Raw genomic sequence first — 22,513 nt, 5'->3', positions numbered from 1 at the left:
TGTAATTATTTTGGGGAAGGGGGATTGTTGTGCGTCATCATAGAAAGTGCAAAAAATTTGGAGTGGCACTGCCTCTTCCGCTTATAGGAGCAACTGGTCCAACAGGTAATAGTGGTCCAATCGGTCCAACTGGAGGGCATGAAGGTCCTGTTGGTCCTACAGGGGTGACTGGACCGACGGGAGCAACTGGGTCCCAAGGTCCTCAAGGTATTAGGGGAATACAAGGTCCGCGAGGTACAACAGGGGCTCAAGGAATACAAGGTGCCGTTGGTGATACTGGAGAGCAAGGTGTAACTGGTCCAACTGGCCTCCAAGGTCCTCAAGGATTAATTGGAAATCAAGGTCCAACGGGTGATATTGGAGTACAAGGATTAGAAGGGATACAAGGAATTACAGGCCCAACTGGTAGTCAAGGTATACAAGGTCCTCAAGGAATACAAGGAGAAATAGGCGAGCGGGGACAAACGGGAGCACAAGGAATGCAAGGGGTAATAGGTGAAGCTGGTATTACAGGTGTAACAGGTCCACAAGGTCCTCAAGGGGCGCAAGGAATACAAGGGGAGGATGGAACTACAGGTATACAAGGAGAAGAAGGTCCACCAGGGATACAAGGAATTACCGGAGAGCAAGGACACCAAGGTGATCAAGGGATACAAGGTGTAGTAGGCCCAACTGGTTCTACTGGAATACAAGGTCCTCAAGGTATAAGTGGAATAAAGGGGATAACCGGTGTAACAGGCCCTCAAGGTCCGCAAGGTGTTCAGGGAATACAAGGAGTAAGTGGATCTACAGGTTTTCAAGGAGCAAAAGGAGTACGAGGGATAACTGGAGCAACCGGTCCAACTGGTACACAAGGTGTAGAAGGTCCTCCTGGGGGACCAACAGGAGCAACAGGTCCCATTGGTCCATCTAGTGGAGTGACTGGTCCATCAGGCCCGCCTGGTCCACCTGGGGGGCCAACTGGTCCAACGGGTGAAACTGGTGCGCGGGGTGTAACAGGGGGAACTGGTGCGATAGGAGCACAAGGAATACAAGGAATAACAGGTCCAACTGGTCCTCAAGGTGTAAGAGGCGCGCAAGGAGCTCAAGGTGTAGTTGGAGCAGTTGGATTTCAAGGAGCACAGGGGCCCCAAGGGTTACAAGGAATAACAGGAGCAACCGGTGTAGAAGGTCCACAAGGCATACAAGGTCCGCAGGGAGAAATCGGTCCAACGGGTGCAGAAGGTCCTAAAGGTGTGCAAGGAATACAAGGAATAATAGGTCAGGCAGGCATAACAGGAGCGGCAGGAGCTCAAGGTACACAAGGAATCCAAGGGGTAACCGGTCCAGCAGGAGCACAGGGCATACAAGGTGCACAAGGAATACGAGGAGAAACAGGGGCAGCTGGAGTACAAGGGACCCAAGGAGTTCAAGGGATACAAGGGACAACGGGATTGACAGGTCCGCAAGGTGCACAAGGTCCTCAAGGCGTACAAGGAATAATAGGACCGACTGGAGCTATTGGTATGCAAGGACCTCAAGGACCTCAAGGAATACAAGGTATAGTAGGCCCAACAGGTGCACAAGGCTCTCAAGGAATGCAAGGCATACAAGGAATAACCGGTCCGACAGGTGCGCAAGGAATTAGAGGTCCCCAAGGGAATCTAGGAGAAAACGGGATAACAGGTCCTCAAGGGGTGCAAGGTACACAAGGTATTGAGGGACCCGAGGGACCACAAGGAAATATTGGGGCTACGGGCGTAACTGGAGAAACAGGAGCGACAGGAGAAGTAGGGACGACAGGAGCACAAGGAATACAAGGCGTTCAAGGGATTATGGGGATACAAGGAAGTACAGGAATGACAGGACCTACCGGAGCAACAGGAGTAACTGGAATACAAGGTGTGCAAGGAATACAAGGAATACAAGGAATACAAGGCCCAACTGGAGCAAGTGGAATAACAGGGGCTAGCGGTAGTCAAGGGCCAGCCGGAGCGCAAGGTAGTCAAGGATCGATTGGGGCTGTAGGACCTACCGGAGCAACTGGTAGTCAAGGGTCTATAGGTTTTTTAGGAATTGTAGGTGCAACAGGAGCAACTGGTTTACCAAGCGGGGGCGGTTATTTCTTTTCTACTGCAACGAGTACAATTGCAGCGAATGCGTTAATACCAATTAATTCCGGATCTACAGTTTTTGGTTCTGGTGTAAGTTTAACAAATGCAACAACTGTAACGTTAAGTACGCCGGGAATCTATTTAGTAAGTTATTATTTTCAAGGTGATCCAAATGGGGGGAATGAAACGATTTCCGTGAGGCTTACTTTAAATGGAACACAAGTAGCAGGGAGTTTTATTTTTTATGTTACAGGAGGTGTTTTTATATTAGAACCAGCAGTTTCGAATACGATGGTCATTGAAGTTACTTCTTCAAATGCAACTTTGTCTTTACAAAATGGTCCATTAGCTATCGGCCATGTAACGACATTATCTGGTGTGATAACAGCTAGTTTAAATGTATTAAAAATAGTTTGATACGCTAGTTATAACGGGGGAGATGCTTGTGAAGGATCAAGATAAGTGTAGTAAGTTTCAAGCACCTATTCCTTTTCCAGCGTCAGGTATTACGGGACCGACTGGTCCAACGGGGCCGACAGGTTCTTTAGGTGGACCGACTGGCCCGCAAGGAATACAAGGCGTACAAGGACCAATTGGTCCAACAGGTCCGACAGGAATACAAGGAGTGCAAGGGGTGCAGGGAGAAATCGGTCCAACGGGGCCAACTGGTTTAACAGGACCACGGGGTGCTCAAGGGAGTCAAGGACCTATGGGGGAACAAGGTCCACAGGGAATTCAAGGTGTTCAAGGTATGCAAGGGGGAAGAGGACCGACTGGTCCAACAGGAATACAAGGGATACAGGGAATACCAGGGCCAATGGGAGAAACAGGTCCAACTGGAATACAAGGTATACAGGGCATGCAAGGTGAAGTGGGGCAGGTAGGCCCAACCGGAATACAAGGGATACAAGGAGTGCAAGGTGAAATTGGTCCGACTGGCCCAACAGGAAATACGGGTATACAAGGTGTTCAAGGGAATTTAGGGAATAGTGGTTTACAAGGTGTAACAGGTATACAAGGTATTCAGGGACCAATTGGTCCGACTGGTCCAACAGGATCTCAAGGAATTCAAGGAGAACAAGGGCCAATGGGACCAACCGGGGCAACTGGCGTCCAAGGTTTACAAGGTCCACAAGGTGAGATGGGGCTAACCGGTCCAACAGGATCTCAAGGAATTCAAGGAGTGCAAGGTGTAATAGGTCCAACAGGCCCAACAGGCTTGCAAGGGGATCCAGGTCCAACAGGCCCGACTGGTCCAACAGGAGTAACCGGTCCAACAGGATCTGCAACAGGTCCAACGGGAGCAACCGGCCCAACCGGACCGCCAGGAGGTCCGACCGGTCCAACGGGTGATCAAGGTATTCAAGGACCTCAAGGTGTAATGGGAGAAACAGGTCCAACCGGTCTACAAGGTTTACAAGGGATACAGGGACCGGTAGGAGCGACCGGCTCAACCGGCCCACAAGGCGAGCAAGGGGCGCAAGGTCCAATCGGTCCAACCGGTCCACAAGGAATTCAAGGCATACAAGGTGAGCAAGGGGTAAGGGGAGAAACAGGTCCAACTGGTTTACAGGGGCTACAAGGGATTCAAGGCATACAGGGACCAACTGGACCTCAAGGAATCCAAGGAGTACAAGGACCGAGTGGCATAACAGGCCCAACCGGTCCACAAGGAATTCAAGGCATACAGGGACCTCAAGGAAATATAGGGCCAACCGGAGCGACTGGAATCCAAGGAGTGCAAGGTGCAGAGGGTCCAACTGGTCCAACCGGGGCAACAGGCCCACAAGGAATTCAAGGCATACAAGGTCTACAAGGCCCAACCGGTCTACAGGGCATTCAAGGAATCCAAGGAATCCAAGGTCCACAAGGGATAACAGGTCAGGCGGGGGCGACAGGTCAAACGGGGGTAACGGGTCCACAAGGGATACAAGGAATTCAAGGGCCGCAAGGAGTAACCGGCCCAACGGGAGCAATGGGAGCAACAGGACCGACAGGAACCCAAGGGCTACAAGGCATAACAGGAGCGACAGGGGGAACAGGAGTAACAGGCCCAACAGGTGCCACGGGTCCAACAGGCTTAACTGGAGCAACAGGATCATCTGCTATATCGACAGGTGGTGGATATTTCTTTTCGACCTCAACAAGCACAATTGCTGCAAATGCCAACATTCCAATTAATTCAGGATCTACTGTATATGGAACAGGTGTATCATTAACGAGTGCTACGACAGTCACAGTAGCGACGCCAGGAATATATTTAGTAAGCTACTATTTTCAAGGGGATGCTAATGGGGGGAATGAGACTGTATCTGTTAGGTTGCTATTAAATGGAACACAACTAACAGGGAGTTTTATACAAAACGTAACGACATCAACGGTCGTTCTAGAACCAGCTATTTCAAATACGCTCCTCGTGAATGTAACGAGTGCTAATTCAACGTTAGTATTGCAGAATGGTCCATTAGGTGTAGGGCATGTAACGACCATAGCAGGTGCGATTACAGCAAGTTTAAATGTAGTGAGAATATTATAAGGAATATAAAAAACACAAGGGGTGTCTACAAAGACACTCCTTGTGTTTTTCTCTTTATCTTTTCGGCTGAAAAATATGTTGAAAGAAGTATTTGTGATGTAAATTATCGACAACTTTATTTGCTTGATATGTGCGTTGTTTTTCTATTCGAAGTCTTTGCTCCATCATTTTTATTGCGTGATCAGATAAACGTAACATTATACATTTCTCCTTTTCTATAAATATAGGTGACTATTTGGTATCGATCCCATATTTATTATTAAGGAGGCAAAATGTGTAACATAGGCAAAAAGCACCTTCCTCTCCCATTACGCTTACGAGGTTAGCTGTCGGACTCGGGAAGTGAGAGTTTCCCTACTTAAATAAGATTCGCCCCAAGTAGCAAAGCTACAAAAATGGTTCCCCCGCTCCAAATTTTGGACTCAGCAAAAGGTTTTATAAAGTAAAAGATAACATAAATAAAATGATGAGTCAAACTATTTGTTGTTTTCTGATTTTTTAAGTGAGGTTAACACCACTCCATCGGGTAATATGATCTCCTTTACTTCAATAAAGCCATGTTTTTTATATAAAGAAAGAGCAGGTGTATTTTCTTTCCCTGTTTGTACAATATATGTTTTGGAGGGGGAGAACATGTCAAATACATAAAGTAGTAGTTTTGTTGCAATCCCTTTATGAAAATGATCGGGAGATACTACTAAACGATGAATATCTACTGCCTCTTCATCCATTTTAAAAGAAATAAACCCAGCAAGTGTATCTTCATAAAAATAGCCGTAAAAAATTTCATCACACGATTGAATATCGGCTACAGTATCATAAAGGCGAGGGATAGCTGTACTATTTATATATTTTGCCTCAATTTCATAAGCGGGTATTTGAATGCTTAAAATAGAAGTTGCAGTTTTGTGAGAAGTTGTGATTAATTTTTGAATCATATGGTAAAACCTCCTTATATACGTTATTTTCATAGATTTGACAAGATTTTTCTTTTTTGGATATAATAATTACATAGTTACACAATAAGTTAGTAGCTAAATTGAATTACACTATAATAGAAATGGAGGACTAAAGATGGGGTGGATTATCACATTAATAGTTGGTGCTATTATAGGTGCAATTGCAGGTTCTATTACAGGTAAAGACTTTCCTGCTGGCATGTTTGGAAATATAATTGCTGGTTTATTAGGAGCCTGGTTAGGCGGTAAATTATTTGGAGATTGGGGTCCATCACTAGGTGGTATTCATATTATACCAGCTTTATTAGGATCAATTGTGCTCGTTCTTATTGTATCATTTGTAGTGAAAGCTGCAAGGAAATAAAGAGTTATATTATGATGAAAAGCCCTATATAAGGGCTTTTCATCATTCGAAGAGGTGGTTTTATTGGAGAAAGTAAGTTTAAGAAAACGAGATAAGTTGAAAAAGTTTTTTAGAGAACACAATTATTTAGCAGTATTACTTGGGTTTGCATTATTGTTCATTAACATATTATTACTAACAAAAATATCATTTGTTTTTACACCGTTTATCGTCTTTTTAAAAACAATTTTCTTCCCAGTATTATTAGCGGGCGTACTATTTTACATTTTGCATCCATTCGTTTCGCTTTTAGAAAAGAAAGGTGTTTCAAGAATTGTATCGATAGCCTCGATATACTTAATAGTAATTGGATTATTTGTGTTTTTAGTTTTAACCGTTATTCCTATTATTAAAGATCAAATTGACGCATTAATAGATAACTTACCGTATTTCGGTCATGAAATTGAACGAGCAGCACGTAGATTTGGGGAAAGTAATTTACTCGGTAAAATTCAGGAGAATTTAAATATTAATGTTGCGAATATGGTAAAAGACTATACAGTTGATTTTACGAAATCTTTATCATCAGTAACAGGAAATGTAACTGGATTTTTAAGTACTATTACAGAGGTCGTTTTAACGTTTGTAATGGTTCCGTTTATATTGTTCTATCTTTTAAAAGATGGTGAGCAATTACCGAATCACTTTTTAAAGTTTATTTCAGAACAAAGACGACCAGCAGCGATGAGAATACTAGACGATATGCATTATGCGATTAGCTCGTATATTAGAGGACAAATTATCGTTAGCTTATTTATCGGTATTATGCTATTAATTGGTTACCTTATTATCGGTATTAAATATGCGGTACTACTCGCTATTTTAGCGATGATTGTAAATATCGTTCCGTACGTAGGCCCGATCATTGCAATTACACCAGCGTTAATTATCGCATTTATTGACTCGCCAGCAATGGTTTTAAAGGTAATTATCGTAATGATGGTCGTACAATTAGCAGAAGGCAAATTTATTTCTCCGCAAGTCATGGGGAAAAAGTTAGATATTCATCCGATTACTATCATCTTTATTATTTTAACTGCAGGAAATTTATTTGGAATTATGGGGATTATTTTAGCAATTCCAGGGTATGCGATATTAAAGGTGTTAGTGACGCATGGTTATCGATTTGTTAAGTTGAATACGTGAAAAAAAGAGCTGAAACAGAGAAGATAGATTAATCTTCTCTGTTTTTTTGTATTTGTTGCATTAATAATAATAATGGTGCTAAACATCTGTCTAATACTCTGTAAGTGATCTGTCGGGCTGTTGCTTCTTCAAAGTTAAGGGAATAACAATGCTTAGAGAAGTGTGTGTGCTATTTCCAATGATCTATTTCAAGGAAGGCTTTCCATGTTTTAAAAACTAATTTGATTGGACAACTTAAAGAATAGTGTTTTTTCGGCTTGATTATGATGTAATGCTACACATATAAGGAAAACTTATCGATTATTATAATTAATAAATATTCCATTTATTATATTTAATGGTGTAAGATAATAGTGTATTCTAAAAATAAAGAGTATTGAAAATTTATAATAGGAGAGGATTTTATGATTCTTGGTTTACATCATGTTCAGATAACTATTCCAAAAGGCGCCGAACTAGAGGGGAAAAAATTTTATTGTGAAATTCTTGGTCTCACTGAGAAAGAAAAGCCCGAATCATTAAAGGGGCGTGGAGGGTTTTGGTTAAAAGTGGCAGATAGAGAAGTACATATAGGTACAGAAGATGATTTTGATCGGCTAAAAACAAAAGCCCATATTGCTTATCAAGTAGAGGATATATCGTATTGGAGAAATGTGTTGGAACAAAATGAAATTCAGATAATTGAAGGGGTACCTATACCTGGTTTTGAACGTTTTGAGTTTAGAGATCCATTTGGAAACAGAGTAGAAATGATTCAAGAAATGTAGTCGCTCCATTAGCTGATTGATATAAAGGAAAGAAATAGTACTTTAATATAAAACTGAAAATTCTATTTTTTTATTAAGGTAAAATGTGATAAACTGTAAAAAATAACGAAAAGCGATGAAAGAGAATAGTACATATTCGAAACTTTTCAGAGAGCTGATGTGTGGTGGGAATCAGCAAGGAATGAATATGGAATGGGCTCTGGAGCTTCTAACTGAAATGAGTAGGTAAAGACGGTTACTTCCCGTTATTGAAGTGTGAAGTGAGCTATAAAGATAGCTAATTAAGGTGGTACCGCGGGAGTCTCTCGTCCTTTTTTAAGGATGAGGGGCTCTTTTGTTTTGAGAAAGGAGGAGTTAGGATGAGTGACAAAATAATGTTAACAGGAATTAAGCCGACGGGTTATCCGCATTTAGGAAATTATATTGGTGCAATTAAACCTGCGTTGCAAATGTCAAAGAAGAATGAAGGAAAAGCATTGTATTTTATAGCGGATTATCATGCGTTAAATGCTGTGCATGATCCGAGTCAGTTCAGTAGTTATACGAAAGAGGTAGCAGCTACTTGGTTATCACTTGGACTTGGGGAAGATGTTATTTTTTATCGGCAAACAGAAGTACCAGAGATTCTAGAATTAGCTTGGATATTAGCTTGTCTAACTCCGAAAGGGCTTATGAACCGTGCTCATGCGTATAAAGCGAAGGTAGAGCAAAATAAAGAAGCGGGTTTGGAGGTCGATGCCGGAGTGAATATGGGGTTATATACGTATCCGATATTAATGGCAGCTGACATATTACTATTTCAAGCTACGCATGTACCTGTTGGAAAAGATCAAATTCAGCATATTGAAATCGCGCGCGATATTGCGACGTATTTTAATCATACATTCGGCACGACATTTAAACTCCCAGAGTATGTCATACAAGAAGAAGGTGCAATCTTACCTGGTCTTGATGGAAGAAAGATGAGTAAAAGTTATGGGAATGTTATCCCGTTATTTGCGGAGCAAGAAAAACTACGAAAGTTAATATTTAAAATCAAAACAGATTCTTCACTTCCAAATGAACCGAAAGAACTAGAAACGTTATTTACAATTTATAAAGAATTTGCGACAGAGGGTGAAATGCAGTCGTTACGTGAAAAATATGAGACTGGAATCGGATGGGGCGATGTGAAAAAAGAGTTATTCCGCGTTGTAGACCGTGAATTAGCTAGGCCACGTGAGAAATATACTATGTATATGAATGAACCGAATTTATTATATGAAGCGTTGGAAAAAGGTGCTGAGAAGGCACGGGCTATTGCGAAGGTAAATTTAACAGAAATTAAGAAACGGATTGGATTTGAGAGGGAGCGCTGAGCGTTCCCTCTTTTTTCTCTATAACTTATTCGTCATATCGATGAGTAAAGCAAAGAGTTCGCATATTCTTTTGAAACTTTTTAGTTGCATATGTTAAAAAGTATGCTACTATAGGGTTACTTATTAAACTTGTTTAATAAGTATAATTAAAGTCACTTATTAAAGATGTTTAATAAGCAGGGTTCATTTGATTACGAAGGAGATGATTGTATGAAAACAGAAAAAGAAAAGATGTTAGCGGGAGAAATGTATATTGCGGATGACGAAGAATTAGTAACTGATAGGGTGGAGGCAAAACGTTTAACACGCCTTTATAACGAGGCGATGGAGACAGGAGATGAGAGGCGTTTTACATTATTAAATCAGCTTTTAGGTTCTTCAGCTGATGGGAAAGCCCAAATTAATCCTGATTTTCGCTGTGATTACGGCTATAATATCCATGTTGGAAAGAGCTTTTTTGCAAATTTCAATTGTGTGATTTTGGATGTTTGTGAAGTTCGAATCGGTGATCATTGTATGTTTGCACCTGGGGTTCACATTTACACTGCTACGCATTCTTTACACCCGATAGAGCGGAACTCTGGCAAAGAATATGGGAAGCCTGTAAAGATTGGTAACAATGTTTGGGTTGGCGGGGGCGCTATTATTAACCCTGGTATTTCAATTGGAGACAACGCTGTAATTGCTTCAGGGGCAGTTGTGACAAAAGATGTACCTAATAATGTAGTAGTTGGTGGTAATCCAGCTAAAGTGATTAAAACGATAGACTTATAGAAATCGTTTTTTATGAGTGCATGAATAAACTGATGTCGTATCGTATAGACAATGTGAAAGGTGTTTCATATAAAGAAAAATAGTGCGGAAAATCGTACGAAGACATTACTTACTTCTTGAAACGCTCTTTTTCGTATTTATTTTGCCGGTTTTCTCGTTTGCTGTAAGTTGCTATCATCGGTTATACAACAGCCTTTTTAGTCGGCTAGGTATACTAGGGGAATCATTCGGAATACGTAATACCTTGTTAGCTGTTTTATTATTTGTTCTCTTATCTGGAATTGTATGAATGCATCAAGCAAAACAGAGAGTGCGTGCATCGGAAATATATCATCTTTATTGCTTTAGAAAATGATGTATGATATATTGTCAACGCAACTTATTAAAAGGGTTTAATAAGTATGTTGATTAAGGTGGTGAGCGATTTGAGTGAACAGTTTGTTACTCAAAAATCGATTAAAGAGACAATCCTTCGTGGCATTCGTAAAGTTCTTTTAGAGCGAGGTAGTGCAACGAAAGTTGAGCTTAGTAATACATTAGAAATCAGTTTTCCAACGATAAGTAAATTTATAGAAAAAATGAAACAAGACGGTGAAGTCACTTTAGCTGGTTTAGATGATTCAAGTGGTGGAAGAAGAGCGAAACGATATGAATATAATCCAGAATATATGTTAGGTTTAGCGATATTTTTAGAAAAAAATGAAACAAACTATACAATTTTCAACTGTTTAGGGGAAGTAAAAGAACAAGGAAGTACTTCAAGTATGTTAATTGATACGGGCGTAAATATATTATCTAAACATATTGAAGGTCTTATCACTACATTCCCGAAAATAAGCTCTATATCAATAGGTGTGCCTGGTTCGGTTGATAATGGTCGTATTTTTTATATTCCTGGATATGAAAAGTTCCAAAATTTTAATTTGAAAAGTCATTTGGAGGAACAGTTTTCTATACCAGTAGTAATCGAAAACGATATGAATGCCGCAGTACTCGGTTATCATAAAAATACTGGAAATAATGAAAACTCCTCTCTTGTATATTTGTATTCAGGTCAAAATGGACCAGGTGCGGGGATTATGGTAAATGGAGACGTCGTACGAGGGAGTACGTTTTTCTCAGGAGAGATATCTTTCGTACCGCAGTATGATAATAAAAATTTCTTACAAGCTTTGAGAAGTGAAGATTCGAATAATCCAGAGGAATATAATATAGATGCTATTACTCGTTTAATAGCTACATGTATAGCTATTATTAACCCTCATGCCTTTATCTTCTGTGATGATGAAGTGAATCAATTTGTTATAGATCAAATTGTAAAAAGTTGTCCGCAGTACATTCCGGCAGAACATATCCCGAAAATAACAGTGAGCAATTGGAAAGAAGATTATTTATATGGATTAAAAAGCCTTGGACTTGATCTTATGATTACGAGAACAAATAAAGAAAATTAAATGTCCTGGCAACGAAGCATCCAATTGTCAGTTGAATAACATAAAAGAAAAGGTGCCAATTATGAAAATTGAACATGTAGCAATTTGGGTGAATGATTTAGTAGGAATGCGTGATTTTTATAAACAATATTTTAATGGTGAAGAAAATAGCTTATATCATAATTCGAAAAAGCAATTTAAATCTTATTTTATAACTTTTGAAGGTGGTGCGCGTCTAGAACTTATGAAGCGGGTAGGGATAGAGGATGCATTACAAACAGAAACAATAGGATATGCGCATATTGCTTTTTCTGTAGGTAGTAAAGAAAAGGTGAACGAATTAACGAATACATTAAGAGAAGCAGGATACGCTGTGTTAAATGGCCCGCGTACTACAGGGGATGGTTACTACGAAAGTGTAGTAAGTGATCCTGAAGGAAATCAGATTGAGATAACGATCTAACATGAACAACCTCATTTCGCATTATCATGACGGGGAATGAGGCTGTTTTATTTTTATCTTTAATTGGAGTGATGAAAATCGCGAAGAATCCCCTCAATAACTGGATGAAGAGTACTAGGTAATTCATCAAGCGGAAAGAAACGTAATTCTTTTGATTCTGTTTGATCACATACAAGCTCACCGTGAAATTCTCGGCAAATATAAACAACGAGTACACCGTGTACTTGATCGCCGTTTGGGTAGATTTGAAAGAAATCTGGTCCTGAATATGTACGGAATAGTTCTGGATTTTTAATAATAAGTCCAGTTTCTTCATATACTTCTCGTTTTAAAGCGTCTTCTAACGTTTCGTTATATTCTAAGGCGCCGCCAATGATGCCCCAGCGGTTGAAGTCTGTACGGAGCTGCAATAATATTTCATTTTTCTCATTTACTATAATAGCGTGTGAACCTATTAAAATTAGTGGATGATTTCCTACTAAATTTCTCATGTCTTCGATATACCCCATAGTTGTTCTCCTTATAGCTAATAATAATTAGGAAGTTCTTTTAACATTCTTTCTGTTTTACGTGCTGTAAAGGCTAAGTTATGGTCATCTTTCGTTCTGAAAAATAATGTGCGTAAAAAGGTTTTAATGTTGGCGCATAAAATACAATATTCATTTAACGAAAGGCGTTTTCTAATTTGGGGAAGCCTTTTTATTTTTTTTTGAATAATAGAAATTAACTCATCTTGCGGGAAGTCATGATACAGCATTGCTAGTAATGGCGTAACAATTCGTTCATCTTCGTTATTATGAAAAAGGTCAGATGGAATGAAGATTTTATTTAATAAGCAATGAATTAATTCTTCATACCATTCAAAGGTCGTATAAGAATTGTGGACAATTTCAGTAAAGGCATCAGATACGTGAGCAAGACAATGAGCCCATCCTTTATTTTCAATATAGCCTCGGAAATCTGTTTCTAAGTTTGTGTATGTAATGAGTTTGGTTTTTATTTCTTCAATATCCTCCTCTGTACAAAAGTAGTGCGAATTAGCGAATTGGAGTATTAACGCAATTAACGAAACAGTGTAAGAACGTGTGAAAACCCCATCTGAATGCGGGGAGTAAATGTCACAATATAAATATTCATCACTTAAACAAGTTTGCAACAGTAATTTCAGTTGATCATCCATAAGGAATTCATGATGAATAAAATGCACAAAACATTTATATATAAGCTGGTAACGAACGTAACTATCAGTCGTTCCAATATACTGAAGCATATGGAGCGTTAATTCATTTATATCTATATGTCGCAGTTGCGTATAGTCATTTTGTTGTATAAGCTCTAACTGTTGTTGCAGCGCTGTAATATCCAATGGAGAACCTCCTCCGCACTTTAAAGATGCGATGTTTTCTAGTATTCTATATATTCAAGGACAATCCTGCTCATGCAAGGAGAACAAGTAGAAATTCAAGTATGACATAGATGAGGGAAGTATATGACGACTATAGAACAGTTAGAAAAACATTTTAAAATAAGAAGAAATGCTTCTTCTATCATGATAAAAGAAAATAATGCAGAGATTTTTACAGAAGAGCAATTAAAGGAAATCATGCAATATTGCGTTGCTGAGGCTGAAGAAGAGGGAATAGAAAACTTACATTTTGAGATTTCTTCGAAAAGCCCCAATTATAATATGTATAAAAAATGTTTTGAAACGTACTCTTTTGAATATGTTACTGAAAACATCATTGTGTTTAAGGATCTATATAAAGTAGAAGATGTAGAAAGTGAAATTGATTTTAAGTTGATTGAAGAAGTAGGAGAAGATGCTTTTTATTCTCTTTGGAGTGAGATGACGGAAGAACAAGTCACTTATGATCAATTTGGAAATATGATGCTACAAGAAATTGGTGAGCAATGGAAAGAACATTGTTTAACAGCGAGTGTAGGTGAAGAGCTGATAGGAATTGTAATCCCGCATATTGAAAAGGGGACGTTAGAAGAAGGAAAACTTATGTATTTCGCAGTCGCTCCAAATATGAGAAATAAAGGGTATGAAGCAGCATTCTTTACAGGGGCAATGTTTGTTTTAAAAGAAATAGGTGCATCTTATTATATCGGTGAGGCAAATGTACAAAATGAGTGGATGAAGGATGTTTTTGAAGAGAATGGATGTCAGCTGCTTAGTTCAACTGAGAGATATGTGAGAAAGTTTTAGGAGGATGAATGATGTATACTCTCGAACTCGTATAGCGGGAGGGGACTATATATGTTAAAGAAATCCATGTATTCATTCGTGTTATTGTATCCAAATGTATTGTTAGAAGGCTGGAATATTGAAAAAGTTTCAGAACGTTATGAAGGTGAAAAGTGGGGAACTTTTTGGTTTCAGGTTGTTACTCCAACTGGGATGTTTCGAGTAAAGGAATTTTTTCTCGATATAATGGAACCAGTATTTCCGGATAGCTGTATTTCTCAAGCAAAAGGAGATTGTTTTCAATATAAAGGGCTTGTGTATTGGAAAGGTATAAATTATAAAGGAAAAGAAAGTTACGTTACATCTATATGGAAAACACAAGTTGAAATTTCTGTTGATCATGGATATGTAAACCAAGACGAAATGGAACGATTTCTATTTGAATTACAACCAGTAAATATGGAGCTTGGGAAAACGATATTACATACACTATTTCACTTATTAAGCTTTCAAGCGAAGAGAAGTGAAATGGGTGAGATAGGAAGATGTAGAGAGTGGAATGCTCCAGATGACGTATCCTATGTAAAATTGTCAATTCATGAAAAGCTAAGTTGGAAACTCGAATCGGTCGGTTTCGGAAATGACGAAACGCAGTATGTATACTGGGACGAAGTTAATAAACTATATGCACTTTGGGTTTGTAGACATAAAAACAAAGCGTATTATCCTATTTCTTCATGGACAATGAATTATGGCCCAAAACAAATTATAAATGGATTAGAGTTTTATTCGCACCCTGATCGCGGGACAGTTGTATATGAAGATTCAGGTGATGAACAAATCGCATATGTATTTCGAGGGAATCCGTGCACAACTTATGAACAAGTAAAAGAACTTTTTGCCTCTTTGTAAGATAAAAAGAAAAATGAGAACGACAAAGTAGATATTCGTATAATACAATAGGATAAGATTCGATTATAAGAGAAAGCGTTGGTGAAAGAATGGGGCAGCAAAGACATTGGTTACAAGCAACTGTAGAAAGAAATGAAGATAATACGTTACAAATAAAGTGGGAAAATCATATAGAAGAAGTTTGCATTTATTGGAGTACTTCGCCAGATCATATTGAAGAAAATGGAGAATTACTTGCAACGGTAAATGGAGAATCATCATATACAATTGAAAACCCGAGCGAAAATGAGCGTCCATATTTTAGACTAGTAGGTAGTAATGGACAAGCAGTAACAGTAGCTGAGCGTAGATTGCCATTACAAGGCGCGTTTAACTTCCGTGATATGGGAGGATATGAAACGCTTGAAGGCCGTAAAGTAAAATGGGGCAAATTGTACCGCTCTGAAGAATTAGCAGGATTAACAGAGTGGGATATCGACTATTTACAAAAGTCTGGCTTAAAGTTAATTTGCGATTACCGTACAGACTTTGAAGTGAAGCATAAGCCAAACCCTGAGATTACAGGAGCTCGTCAAGTGTGCTTACCAGTTATGCAAGATTTAGCAAAAGACTTAAATATAAATGAGTTTTTCCAAGTTGGTGACCTTTCTATGTTAGGGAAACCAGGTGAATACCTTGTGAAAATGAATCAAGATTTCGTAAGTGGTAATGAAGCATTTGTGAGCTTCTTAAACTTAGCGCAAAACCCGGAAAACTTACCGTTAGTAAACCATTGTACAGCTGGAAAAGACCGTACTGGATTTGGATCAGCATTATTATTACTTTTACTAGGTGTACCAAAGAAAACAGTAATGGAAGATTATTTACTAAGTAACGGTTTCCGTGAAAAGTTAAACGAGAAAATGATGGCCTTTTTAGGCGCAAAACTACAAAATGATGAGAGTAGAGCGATATTGGGTGCGATGTTTGAAGCACGCACTGAGTATTTACAAGCTGCGATTGATGAATTAAAAAAGCAATACGGTTCAGTTGAAGCGTATGCTGAAAAAGCACTTGGCTTTACGAAAGAGTCGTTAGAAGAAATGAAAGAGTTATTGTTAGAGGATAAATAAGAATTTGGGAGGCTGATTGGATTAGCCTCCTTTTCTTATTGTTGTTATAATTTTGCTAATGAGGATGTTGTGCAACGAAGAGAGAATGGATGAAAAGAACTTACGAATCGGGGGATAAAATGATTCATACACGTGGAAAAGCAGAGGGGTTAAGAGAAAAGCTAGCAACAATACTAAGGCAAGATTATAAGGAATTAGCTGTTCAGGATTTAAAGGTGATTGGAACGGGAGTGCAAAATATTGTTTTTCGAGGAGATTCAGAAAAGGGATCTTTAGCTTTTCGAGTGCCATGGGAAAAAGAAGTAGAAAATATAAATGAAGATTTATTTAATAGTCGGATTTCATTGCAAAAGGAAGCAGAGCTTTCTAAGTATTGTCATTCAAAAGGTATTTCAGTGCCAAAGATACACGGATTGCATCTTTCTGCCGAACTTGATTTTTTAATTTCGGATTGTGTGTATACTGATCATATGCCAATTTCTGCGCACAAAATAGGAGAGTTAGTGAGCAAGCTTCATAGCATGCCAATTGATGATTTGCATTACGAACAAAATATTAGAGAGCCCATTAGTAAGTATATAGCAGAACGAATTGTGAAACGGATAGAAGGGTTTAATACAATTACGAACTGTGGAATGAAACTTCCAGATATAAAAACAATTGAACATATTCTTAGTACAGCGGATCATGAAAAGAGTTTACTACATATGGACATTCGACCAGCCAATTTAATCGGGTATAATGGAGAAGTTAAAGCAATAGTTGATTGGGATAACGCTTTAATTGGTCATCCATTACTGGAGCTTATGAGAATAGCTGAAACAAATGAGGTTAGTTGGGATGAATTTAAAGATGGATATAAGAATGATAGTATCTTTAACGCTACTTCTCATATCGTTAGTTTATTTTATAGGTTAGATACAGCGGTCATGCTTGCAAACTTATTTATAGCACATTTGAAAATAGAAGATAAAGGTGTATTCTATAAAGAGCGGGTTAAAGCAATCCATCACGAAATATATAAAAGTTTATAAGCTATGAGAATAAATTTTTGAAATAGAATTGAGGAGAAAGAACATCATGAAATACAAAGTTATATTATTCGACGTAGACGATACATTATTAGATTTCCCTGAAACGGAAAAACACGCATTACACAATGCGTTTGAAAAGTTTGGTATGCCTACAGGGTATAGTGATTATCTTGCAAGTTATAAAGAGATTAGTAATGGGTTATGGAGAGATTTAGAAAATAAAATGATTACGTTAAGTGAATTAGCGGTAGATCGATTTAGACAATTATTTGCCCTTCATAATATAGAAGTAGATGCGCAGCAATTTAGTGATGTATATCTTGAAAACTTAGGGAAAGAAGTACATCTTATAGAAGGTGCAGTGCAATTATGTGAGAATCTACAAGATTGCAAGCTAGGCATCATTACGAATGGATATACGAAGGTGCAACAATCTAGAATCGGAAATTCGCCTTTATGTAATTTCTTTGATCATATTATTATTTCAGAAGAGGTTGGTCATCAAAAACCAGCACGTGAGATTTTTGATTATGCATTTGAAAAGTTTGGGATTACGGATAAATCAAGTGTACTAATGGTTGGAGATTCGCTCACTTCTGATATGAAAGGCGGAGAAGATTACGGCATTGATACGTGTTGGTATAATCCGAGTTTGAAAGAGAATAAGGCAAGTGTTAAGCCAACTTATGAAGTGGAGAGCCTGCTGCAAATTTTAGAACTTGTAGAAGTGGCGGAAGAAAAGGTAGCTTCATTTTAATCGTGTCGATATTTGTTGATAAGTCGATATTCTTTGTCGAATCGTCGATATATCGAAAAAATCGTTGATATATTTTGAATTGCTCCGGTCAATTTAGGAAAGAGCTGTGTAACAACTAGAGGTGAATAAAGAATGTTAACGTTTTTATTTGAGTTAGACAAGAATATCCCGCAAAAGGATGAACCATGGTATGATGCCTATTCAAAGGGCTTTATCGAAGGGGATGTAACGATTCACGCGAGTAACAGCGTATTTTTTCAAAAGTCATGTGTGAAGGTCGCAGAGCTCGGCATTTATTTAGGACAGTGGATGGAGCAAGTGCAACATGGGCAGAATGTACATATGAATTATGAAACGCCTGACCGTGAAGAGATCATTCTTAGTTTCTCTTATGAAGAGGACAATCAGTGGAGAGTTTCTTCCAGTTGGCAACAATTTGAGCTTCAGGAGAGTATCTCTACTACAACAGTAGTGGAGAGTGTTCAACGCTATTTATATGAGTTAAATAAAGAACTGCGCGCAATAGAATATCCTGTGACGTTTGATCAGTACTTAAGAGGAGAGCAAATGATGCAGCTTTCTTACAAACGACTGTGTGATAGTAAAGCGGATACGACGTCAATAGAGGTTTATAATGAAAGCGAAAGAGTAGGAGCAGTACGGGGCTATTATAAAAATACGTTGATGAAAGTGCTAGACTTTATTCCGAAAGTCGGTAGTAATATCATTTATGAAATAAAGGATAGTAAGGACAATATTCGCGTTATTGCAAAGGATGTAAGTAGGCAGCGCCAAAGAAGGATTTTAGTAACGTACAAAGATAATCATGATGTAGAGCATGAAATACTTGTATGTGACGGAAAGTTATTAGATGCAAATTTTTTATTTACCTTTACATATAAGGCGGAAGAATTTGTTATTCATAAAACTACTTTTGGGATGGGAAAGTTATTACGAAAGGGCTATGTAATTGCAGATTGGAATATTCGTCTTGAGGAAGATATGTATCACATCGAGATGAATGTATACGATGAAGATTATATAGAAGACCAATATTTACTGTTGGGCGTATTTCATACGGTTTTGTATGGGTGATAGTTGTATAAATGAAAAATACCGGCATTCTTTGTGAAAAGAATGCCGGTATTTCTTATTCATCCTCAAAAATAAAAACTTCATCAATCGTACTTTGAAGTGCCTTCGCTATATCGTGAGCAAGCTGCAAGGAAGGGTTGTATTTTCCTTTTTCAAGGTGGCTAATTGTTTCACGACGTACACCAACGCTCTTTGCTAACTCTTCTTGTGTCATGTTCAATTTAGCGCGATATTCTTTTATTTTCGTTACGAACGCCATGGTGCATCTTCCATTTCGTCAACAGGTTTATCGTAAAAGAACATAGAGAACCCGAACGTAAGAATGAGTGTGCTGAAAATAAGGGCGATATCAATCTCTTGTAGTACTGGGTTTGGAAATAACATTTCAATAAACAGAATGATAGCAGTAGTTAGTAATGTAACGATAAAAGCATTACGGCACGATTTATTGACGATTTGTTCAAATAGTTCATCGTGTTGAACCGTTCTATACGTTGTGAAAAAGGAGAAGAAACAAAACATAGTAAACAATCCTTTTTCATAAAAAAAGCCGAGGAAACCGAAGAAACCGAGAAACCCTAAATATTTTATCCAAGTTGTTTTCATGATAGATTCTCCTTTCAATGTTAGAAATAAATCACGTTACGTTATAAATATATCACATATGGATAGAAATGGTAATAATAGTTTTCCAGTTTACTTCATAATAATAGTAAAAAGAGGAAATATACTGCGAAATAAAGAGGATAATATTGTAAAATGGTTGTAAGGAGGGGGAGGAAGGTATGCTAACTTGGATCATGGTCGTTGTATTACTTGTAGTGATTACTGTAGTCGCGACGGTGTTAATTGGGCGAAATGGTGATGCAAATTATAGTAAAGCGACAAAGGGGAATATTAGAAGGCTTACGATGATTTATATTATACTAGCTGTCGTTTTAATCGTTGGATTAGGTTTGTATATTTATTTTAAAGGTTAAAAAACTGAAAAATACAAAAATCTGAAAATAGAAGTATGCTATAATGTTGATATAGTTATTTGGTAATTAAGGAAAGGATTGGATGGAATGATTGAGATTACGAATGTGTCAAAAAGTTATAATGGTTCTACCTATGCAGTAAAAGATTTAAGTTTATCTGTGCCTAGCGGAGAAATCTTTGGATTTTTAGGACCGAATGGTGCCGGTAAATCAACGACAATTAAGATGATTACTGGTATCCATGGGGTGGACAAAGGGACGATTACGATTAATGGTATAGATATTATGAAAAATCCGATGGAAGCGAAAAGGACGTTTGGTTATGTCCCAGATAGTCCAGATATGTTTTTACGATTAAAGGGAATTGAATATTTAAACTTTATGGCAGATATGTATGAAGTGCCGAAAGAAGTACGCCAAGAACGAATCGAGTCTTTAGCGAAGAAATTTGATCTTTACAATGCGTTATCGGATCAAATACAAAGTTACTCGCACGGTATGAGACAAAAGATTGTTATTATTGGTGTGCTCGTGCATGAGCCAGATGTATGGATTTTAGATGAACCGTTAACGGGGCTGGATCCGAAATCTGCATATATTTTAAAAGAAATGATGAGAGAACATGCGGATAAAGGAAAGATTGTATTCTTCTCTACACACGTATTAGAAGTGGCAGAAAAATTATGTGACCGCGTCGCAATTATTAATAAGGGGAATTTGCAGTTCAAAGGGAATTTAGATGAAATGAGAGATCATTTTAAATCCAATGAATCACTTGAAAAAATGTTCTTGGAGATGACGGGCAATGAGTAAAATTTGGACGTTAACGAAAGTATTATTGAAATTAAATTATGCAGATTTTATAACAGATAAGAAGAAGCGATGGGCGTATGTATTTTCATTTGCGGCTATTTTATTTGTCGGATTTTTACTGTTTGGTTCTATCACGCATGCAATGTATGAGGGAATGATACATTTAGGGCAAGATCCAGGAATGATTATCGCAATGGGACTTGCGATTGCGAGTATATGGGTATTTTTAATGAGTATTACGAACATTTTAACTGTATTTTACTACAGCAATGACATTGAAATGTTATTACCATTACCGTTAAAACCAGCGCAAATTATTTCAGCCAAATTTTTAACCGTATTAATTACACAATATGTAATGAGTTCATTTATTTTATTACCAATCTTCATTACATACGGTTTAAAAAGTGGCGCATTTATTACATATTACATATATATGATTTTCATTTACTTACTCTTCCCAATTGTGCCGTTAGTATTAGCTTCATTACTCATGACAGTTATTATGAGGTATACAAATATAGGGAAAAATAAAGACCGAGGAAATATATTTATTGGAATCGTAAGTATACTATTTATTGTAGGAATTAACGTATTTTTGCAGTGGAAAAATAAAAGTTCGTTTTCTGAAGATGCAATTGCGGATTACCTTGCAAACAACCAATCTTCTCTTTTAGTACAAATGACAAACTATTTTCCAACTACATATTTTGGAGCAGTAGCATTAGTAGAAAATGCAAATTGGAAGGGTCCTTTATACGTAATAATCTTTGCAGTTATTTCATTTGTATTTTTTGTGTTGTTTTATTACATTGCAGAGCGTACATATTTAAAAGGGGTTATTGGACTTTCAACGAGTACAGCAAAAAAAGAAGTCATTTCAGCAGAAGGCTTACAGAAATCTACGGTACAAAGTTCACATTTGAAAGCATATGTGAAAAAAGAATTTAAAACGTTATTCCGTACACCACAATTTTTCTTAAATTGTATCGTACAAACTTTCGTTATGCCGATTATGTTGTTCTTCATTTTATTCGTGCAAGATGGGAATTTAAAATGGATCATGGGATATATTGATAATCCAAAATCAGCAGGACTTGCAATTGGTGTTGGCCTTTGTGCCTCTCTATTTTTAATGGGAAGTAATGTCATCGCAACAACTTCATTCTCACGTGATGGAAGCTCTTGGTTTGTAAATCGATATTTACCTGTAAAAGCTTCGGATATCTTTTTTGCAAAAGCAATCACGGCTTGGTTAATTAATGTAATTATTTTAGCAGTGTTCGGTATTACGATGGCAGTTGTAGCGGGAATTTCTCCAGTATTTATGGTTCTTTGGTTCTTATTAAGTGCGAACGGTTTATTACTAATTAATTTAATCGGCACACGCTGGGATGCACAAACTGCAGATATACATTGGGATACAGAGCAGAAATTATTTAAGAGCCGCTATACAACTTTGTGGAATTTTTTAGCTAATATTTTAATAGCTTTAGTTATTGTAGCGGGAGTAAGTCTATTATACTTCTTCCTTCATGTCGGACTGTGGGTTATGTTTATCGTTTTATTTGTAATGTTTACGATTGTAAATTATATCTTTATTAAAATTTTAAAATTAGGTGCAGAACGTATATTGTCAAATATTGAATAAAAAGATAGATCCTCTGTATTCGTGCAGAGGATTTAT

24 protein-coding genes, 1 pseudogene, 1 riboswitch and 1 other annotated feature are annotated in these 22,513 nt (G+C 37.7%); of the genes and pseudogenes, 19 read left to right on the top strand and 6 right to left on the bottom strand.

The features are described 5' to 3' along the window. The first annotated feature begins 29 nt into the window (after positions 1-29). Together PDQ68_RS09760 and PDQ68_RS09755 are read left to right on the top strand one after the other, a co-directional pair. The gene (locus PDQ68_RS09760; protein WP_270786667.1) at positions 30-2,510 is read left to right on the top strand and encodes a collagen-like protein; all 2,481 of its coding nucleotides are present in this window, start codon (positions 30-32) and stop codon (positions 2,508-2,510) included. A gap of 22 nt (positions 2,511-2,532) precedes the next feature. Next, positions 2,533-4,629, top strand: coding sequence for a collagen-like protein (locus PDQ68_RS09755; RefSeq protein WP_270786666.1), 2,097 nt, complete (start codon positions 2,533-2,535; stop codon positions 4,627-4,629). A 54-nt stretch (positions 4,630-4,683) separates the two neighbouring features. On the opposite strand, the gene PDQ68_RS09750 is transcribed toward PDQ68_RS09755, so the two are convergent. Together PDQ68_RS09750 and PDQ68_RS09745 are read right to left on the bottom strand one after the other, a co-directional pair. After that, entirely contained in the window at positions 4,684-4,827 is a 144-nt protein-coding gene (locus PDQ68_RS09750) for a hypothetical protein (RefSeq protein WP_000945243.1), read from the bottom strand. A 97-nt stretch (positions 4,828-4,924) separates the two neighbouring features. After that, a riboswitch (cyclic di-AMP (ydaO/yuaA leader) is annotated at positions 4,925-5,067 on the bottom strand. Between the two features lie 38 nt (positions 5,068-5,105). Further along, the gene (locus tag PDQ68_RS09745) at positions 5,106-5,567 is read right to left on the bottom strand and encodes a GNAT family N-acetyltransferase (RefSeq protein ID WP_061183589.1); all 462 of its coding nucleotides are present in this window, start codon (positions 5,565-5,567) and stop codon (positions 5,106-5,108) included. 136 nt (positions 5,568-5,703) lie between these two features. Here PDQ68_RS09745 and PDQ68_RS09740 point away from each other — a divergent pair, with 136 nt between their 5' ends. From PDQ68_RS09740 to PDQ68_RS09705, 8 genes and pseudogenes are all read left to right on the top strand, one after another. Next, complete coding sequence (locus PDQ68_RS09740; RefSeq protein WP_000539716.1) at positions 5,704-5,952, top strand: GlsB/YeaQ/YmgE family stress response membrane protein; 249 nt, start codon at positions 5,704-5,706, stop codon at positions 5,950-5,952. Between the two features lie 63 nt (positions 5,953-6,015). Next, positions 6,016-7,137, top strand: a complete 1,122-nt coding sequence (locus PDQ68_RS09735) for an AI-2E family transporter (RefSeq protein WP_061183588.1) — start codon at positions 6,016-6,018, stop codon at positions 7,135-7,137. A gap of 404 nt (positions 7,138-7,541) precedes the next feature. After that, positions 7,542-7,904: a VOC family protein gene (locus tag PDQ68_RS09730; RefSeq protein ID WP_016718086.1), complete on the top strand. Its 363-nt coding sequence runs from the start codon at positions 7,542-7,544 to the stop codon at positions 7,902-7,904. Positions 7,905-8,010: 106 nt separating this feature from the next. Continuing rightward, positions 8,011-8,220 (top strand) — a binding site (T-box leader). Positions 8,221-8,263: 43 nt separating this feature from the next. Then, positions 8,264-9,262 (top strand): tryptophan--tRNA ligase, encoded by a 999-nt coding sequence (locus PDQ68_RS09725; protein ID WP_061183587.1) that lies wholly within the window; start codon positions 8,264-8,266, stop codon positions 9,260-9,262. 210 nt (positions 9,263-9,472) lie between these two features. Further along, the gene (locus PDQ68_RS09720; RefSeq protein WP_061183586.1) at positions 9,473-10,036 is read left to right on the top strand and encodes a maltose O-acetyltransferase; all 564 of its coding nucleotides are present in this window, start codon (positions 9,473-9,475) and stop codon (positions 10,034-10,036) included. A 167-nt stretch (positions 10,037-10,203) separates the two neighbouring features. After that, positions 10,204-10,325 (top strand): annotated as a pseudogene (locus PDQ68_RS09715) (MFS transporter); the annotation flags it as partial. 136 nt (positions 10,326-10,461) lie between these two features. Further along, a complete protein-coding gene (locus PDQ68_RS09710; RefSeq protein ID WP_061183585.1) occupies positions 10,462-11,490 on the top strand; it encodes an ROK family transcriptional regulator in 1,029 nt (342 codons plus the stop codon). Positions 11,491-11,551: 61 nt separating this feature from the next. After that, entirely contained in the window at positions 11,552-11,932 is a 381-nt protein-coding gene (locus PDQ68_RS09705) for a VOC family protein (protein WP_061183584.1), read from the top strand. A 59-nt stretch (positions 11,933-11,991) separates the two neighbouring features. Here PDQ68_RS09705 and PDQ68_RS09700 read toward each other — a convergent pair whose 3' ends face one another. After that, the gene (locus PDQ68_RS09700; protein WP_000540479.1) at positions 11,992-12,441 is read right to left on the bottom strand and encodes an NUDIX hydrolase; all 450 of its coding nucleotides are present in this window, start codon (positions 12,439-12,441) and stop codon (positions 11,992-11,994) included. A gap of 17 nt (positions 12,442-12,458) precedes the next feature. Then, positions 12,459-13,298 carry a DUF2785 domain-containing protein gene (locus PDQ68_RS09695; protein WP_061183583.1) on the bottom strand — a complete coding sequence of 280 codons (840 nt, stop codon included), beginning with the start codon at positions 13,296-13,298 and terminating at the stop codon, positions 12,459-12,461. A gap of 123 nt (positions 13,299-13,421) precedes the next feature. On the opposite strand from PDQ68_RS09695, the gene PDQ68_RS09690 reads away from it, so the two are divergent. From PDQ68_RS09690 to PDQ68_RS09665, 6 genes are all read left to right on the top strand, one after another. Beyond that, on the top strand, positions 13,422-14,144 hold the full coding sequence (locus PDQ68_RS09690) for a hypothetical protein (RefSeq protein ID WP_061183582.1): 723 nt from the start codon (positions 13,422-13,424) through the stop codon (positions 14,142-14,144). A 51-nt stretch (positions 14,145-14,195) separates the two neighbouring features. Next, on the top strand, positions 14,196-15,035 hold the full coding sequence (locus PDQ68_RS09685; RefSeq protein ID WP_061183581.1) for a hypothetical protein: 840 nt from the start codon (positions 14,196-14,198) through the stop codon (positions 15,033-15,035). A gap of 89 nt (positions 15,036-15,124) precedes the next feature. Beyond that, on the top strand, positions 15,125-16,147 hold the full coding sequence (locus PDQ68_RS09680; protein WP_061183580.1) for a tyrosine-protein phosphatase: 1,023 nt from the start codon (positions 15,125-15,127) through the stop codon (positions 16,145-16,147). A gap of 89 nt (positions 16,148-16,236) precedes the next feature. Beyond that, positions 16,237-17,181, top strand: a complete 945-nt coding sequence (locus PDQ68_RS09675) for a phosphotransferase family protein (RefSeq protein ID WP_080444159.1) — start codon at positions 16,237-16,239, stop codon at positions 17,179-17,181. Between the two features lie 46 nt (positions 17,182-17,227). Next, positions 17,228-17,938: a YjjG family noncanonical pyrimidine nucleotidase gene (locus PDQ68_RS09670; RefSeq protein WP_061183578.1), complete on the top strand. Its 711-nt coding sequence runs from the start codon at positions 17,228-17,230 to the stop codon at positions 17,936-17,938. Positions 17,939-18,070: 132 nt separating this feature from the next. Next, positions 18,071-19,033, top strand: a complete 963-nt coding sequence (locus tag PDQ68_RS09665; protein ID WP_062822393.1) for a tubby C-terminal domain-like protein — start codon at positions 18,071-18,073, stop codon at positions 19,031-19,033. Between the two features lie 55 nt (positions 19,034-19,088). Here the strand turns inward: PDQ68_RS09665 and PDQ68_RS09660 are convergent, their stop codons facing one another. Continuing rightward, entirely contained in the window at positions 19,089-19,292 is a 204-nt protein-coding gene (locus PDQ68_RS09660) for a helix-turn-helix transcriptional regulator (protein ID WP_061183576.1), read from the bottom strand. Continuing rightward, complete coding sequence (locus tag PDQ68_RS09655) at positions 19,280-19,639, bottom strand: DUF3796 domain-containing protein (RefSeq protein ID WP_016718075.1); 360 nt, start codon at positions 19,637-19,639, stop codon at positions 19,280-19,282. Before PDQ68_RS09655 ends, PDQ68_RS09660 begins: the two co-directional genes overlap by 13 nt. Before the next feature lie 179 nt (positions 19,640-19,818). On the opposite strand from PDQ68_RS09655, the gene PDQ68_RS09650 reads away from it, so the two are divergent. From PDQ68_RS09650 to PDQ68_RS09640, 3 genes are all read left to right on the top strand, one after another. Beyond that, positions 19,819-20,013 (top strand): hypothetical protein, encoded by a 195-nt coding sequence (locus tag PDQ68_RS09650; RefSeq protein WP_000958870.1) that lies wholly within the window; start codon positions 19,819-19,821, stop codon positions 20,011-20,013. An 87-nt stretch (positions 20,014-20,100) separates the two neighbouring features. Continuing rightward, positions 20,101-20,826, top strand: a complete 726-nt coding sequence (locus tag PDQ68_RS09645; RefSeq protein WP_000570195.1) for an ABC transporter ATP-binding protein — start codon at positions 20,101-20,103, stop codon at positions 20,824-20,826. After that, on the top strand, positions 20,819-22,477 hold the full coding sequence (locus tag PDQ68_RS09640) for a putative ABC transporter permease subunit (protein WP_061183575.1): 1,659 nt from the start codon (positions 20,819-20,821) through the stop codon (positions 22,475-22,477). Before PDQ68_RS09645 ends, PDQ68_RS09640 begins: the two co-directional genes overlap by 8 nt. Positions 22,478-22,513: the final 36 nt, after the last annotated feature.

Source organism: Bacillus cereus group sp. Bc010 (genome assembly GCF_027716745.1).
In the GTDB taxonomy this organism is placed as follows: domain Bacteria; phylum Bacillota; class Bacilli; order Bacillales; family Bacillaceae_G; genus Bacillus_A; species Bacillus_A pacificus.
This window is presented reverse-complemented; position numbering and strand designations above follow the sequence as displayed.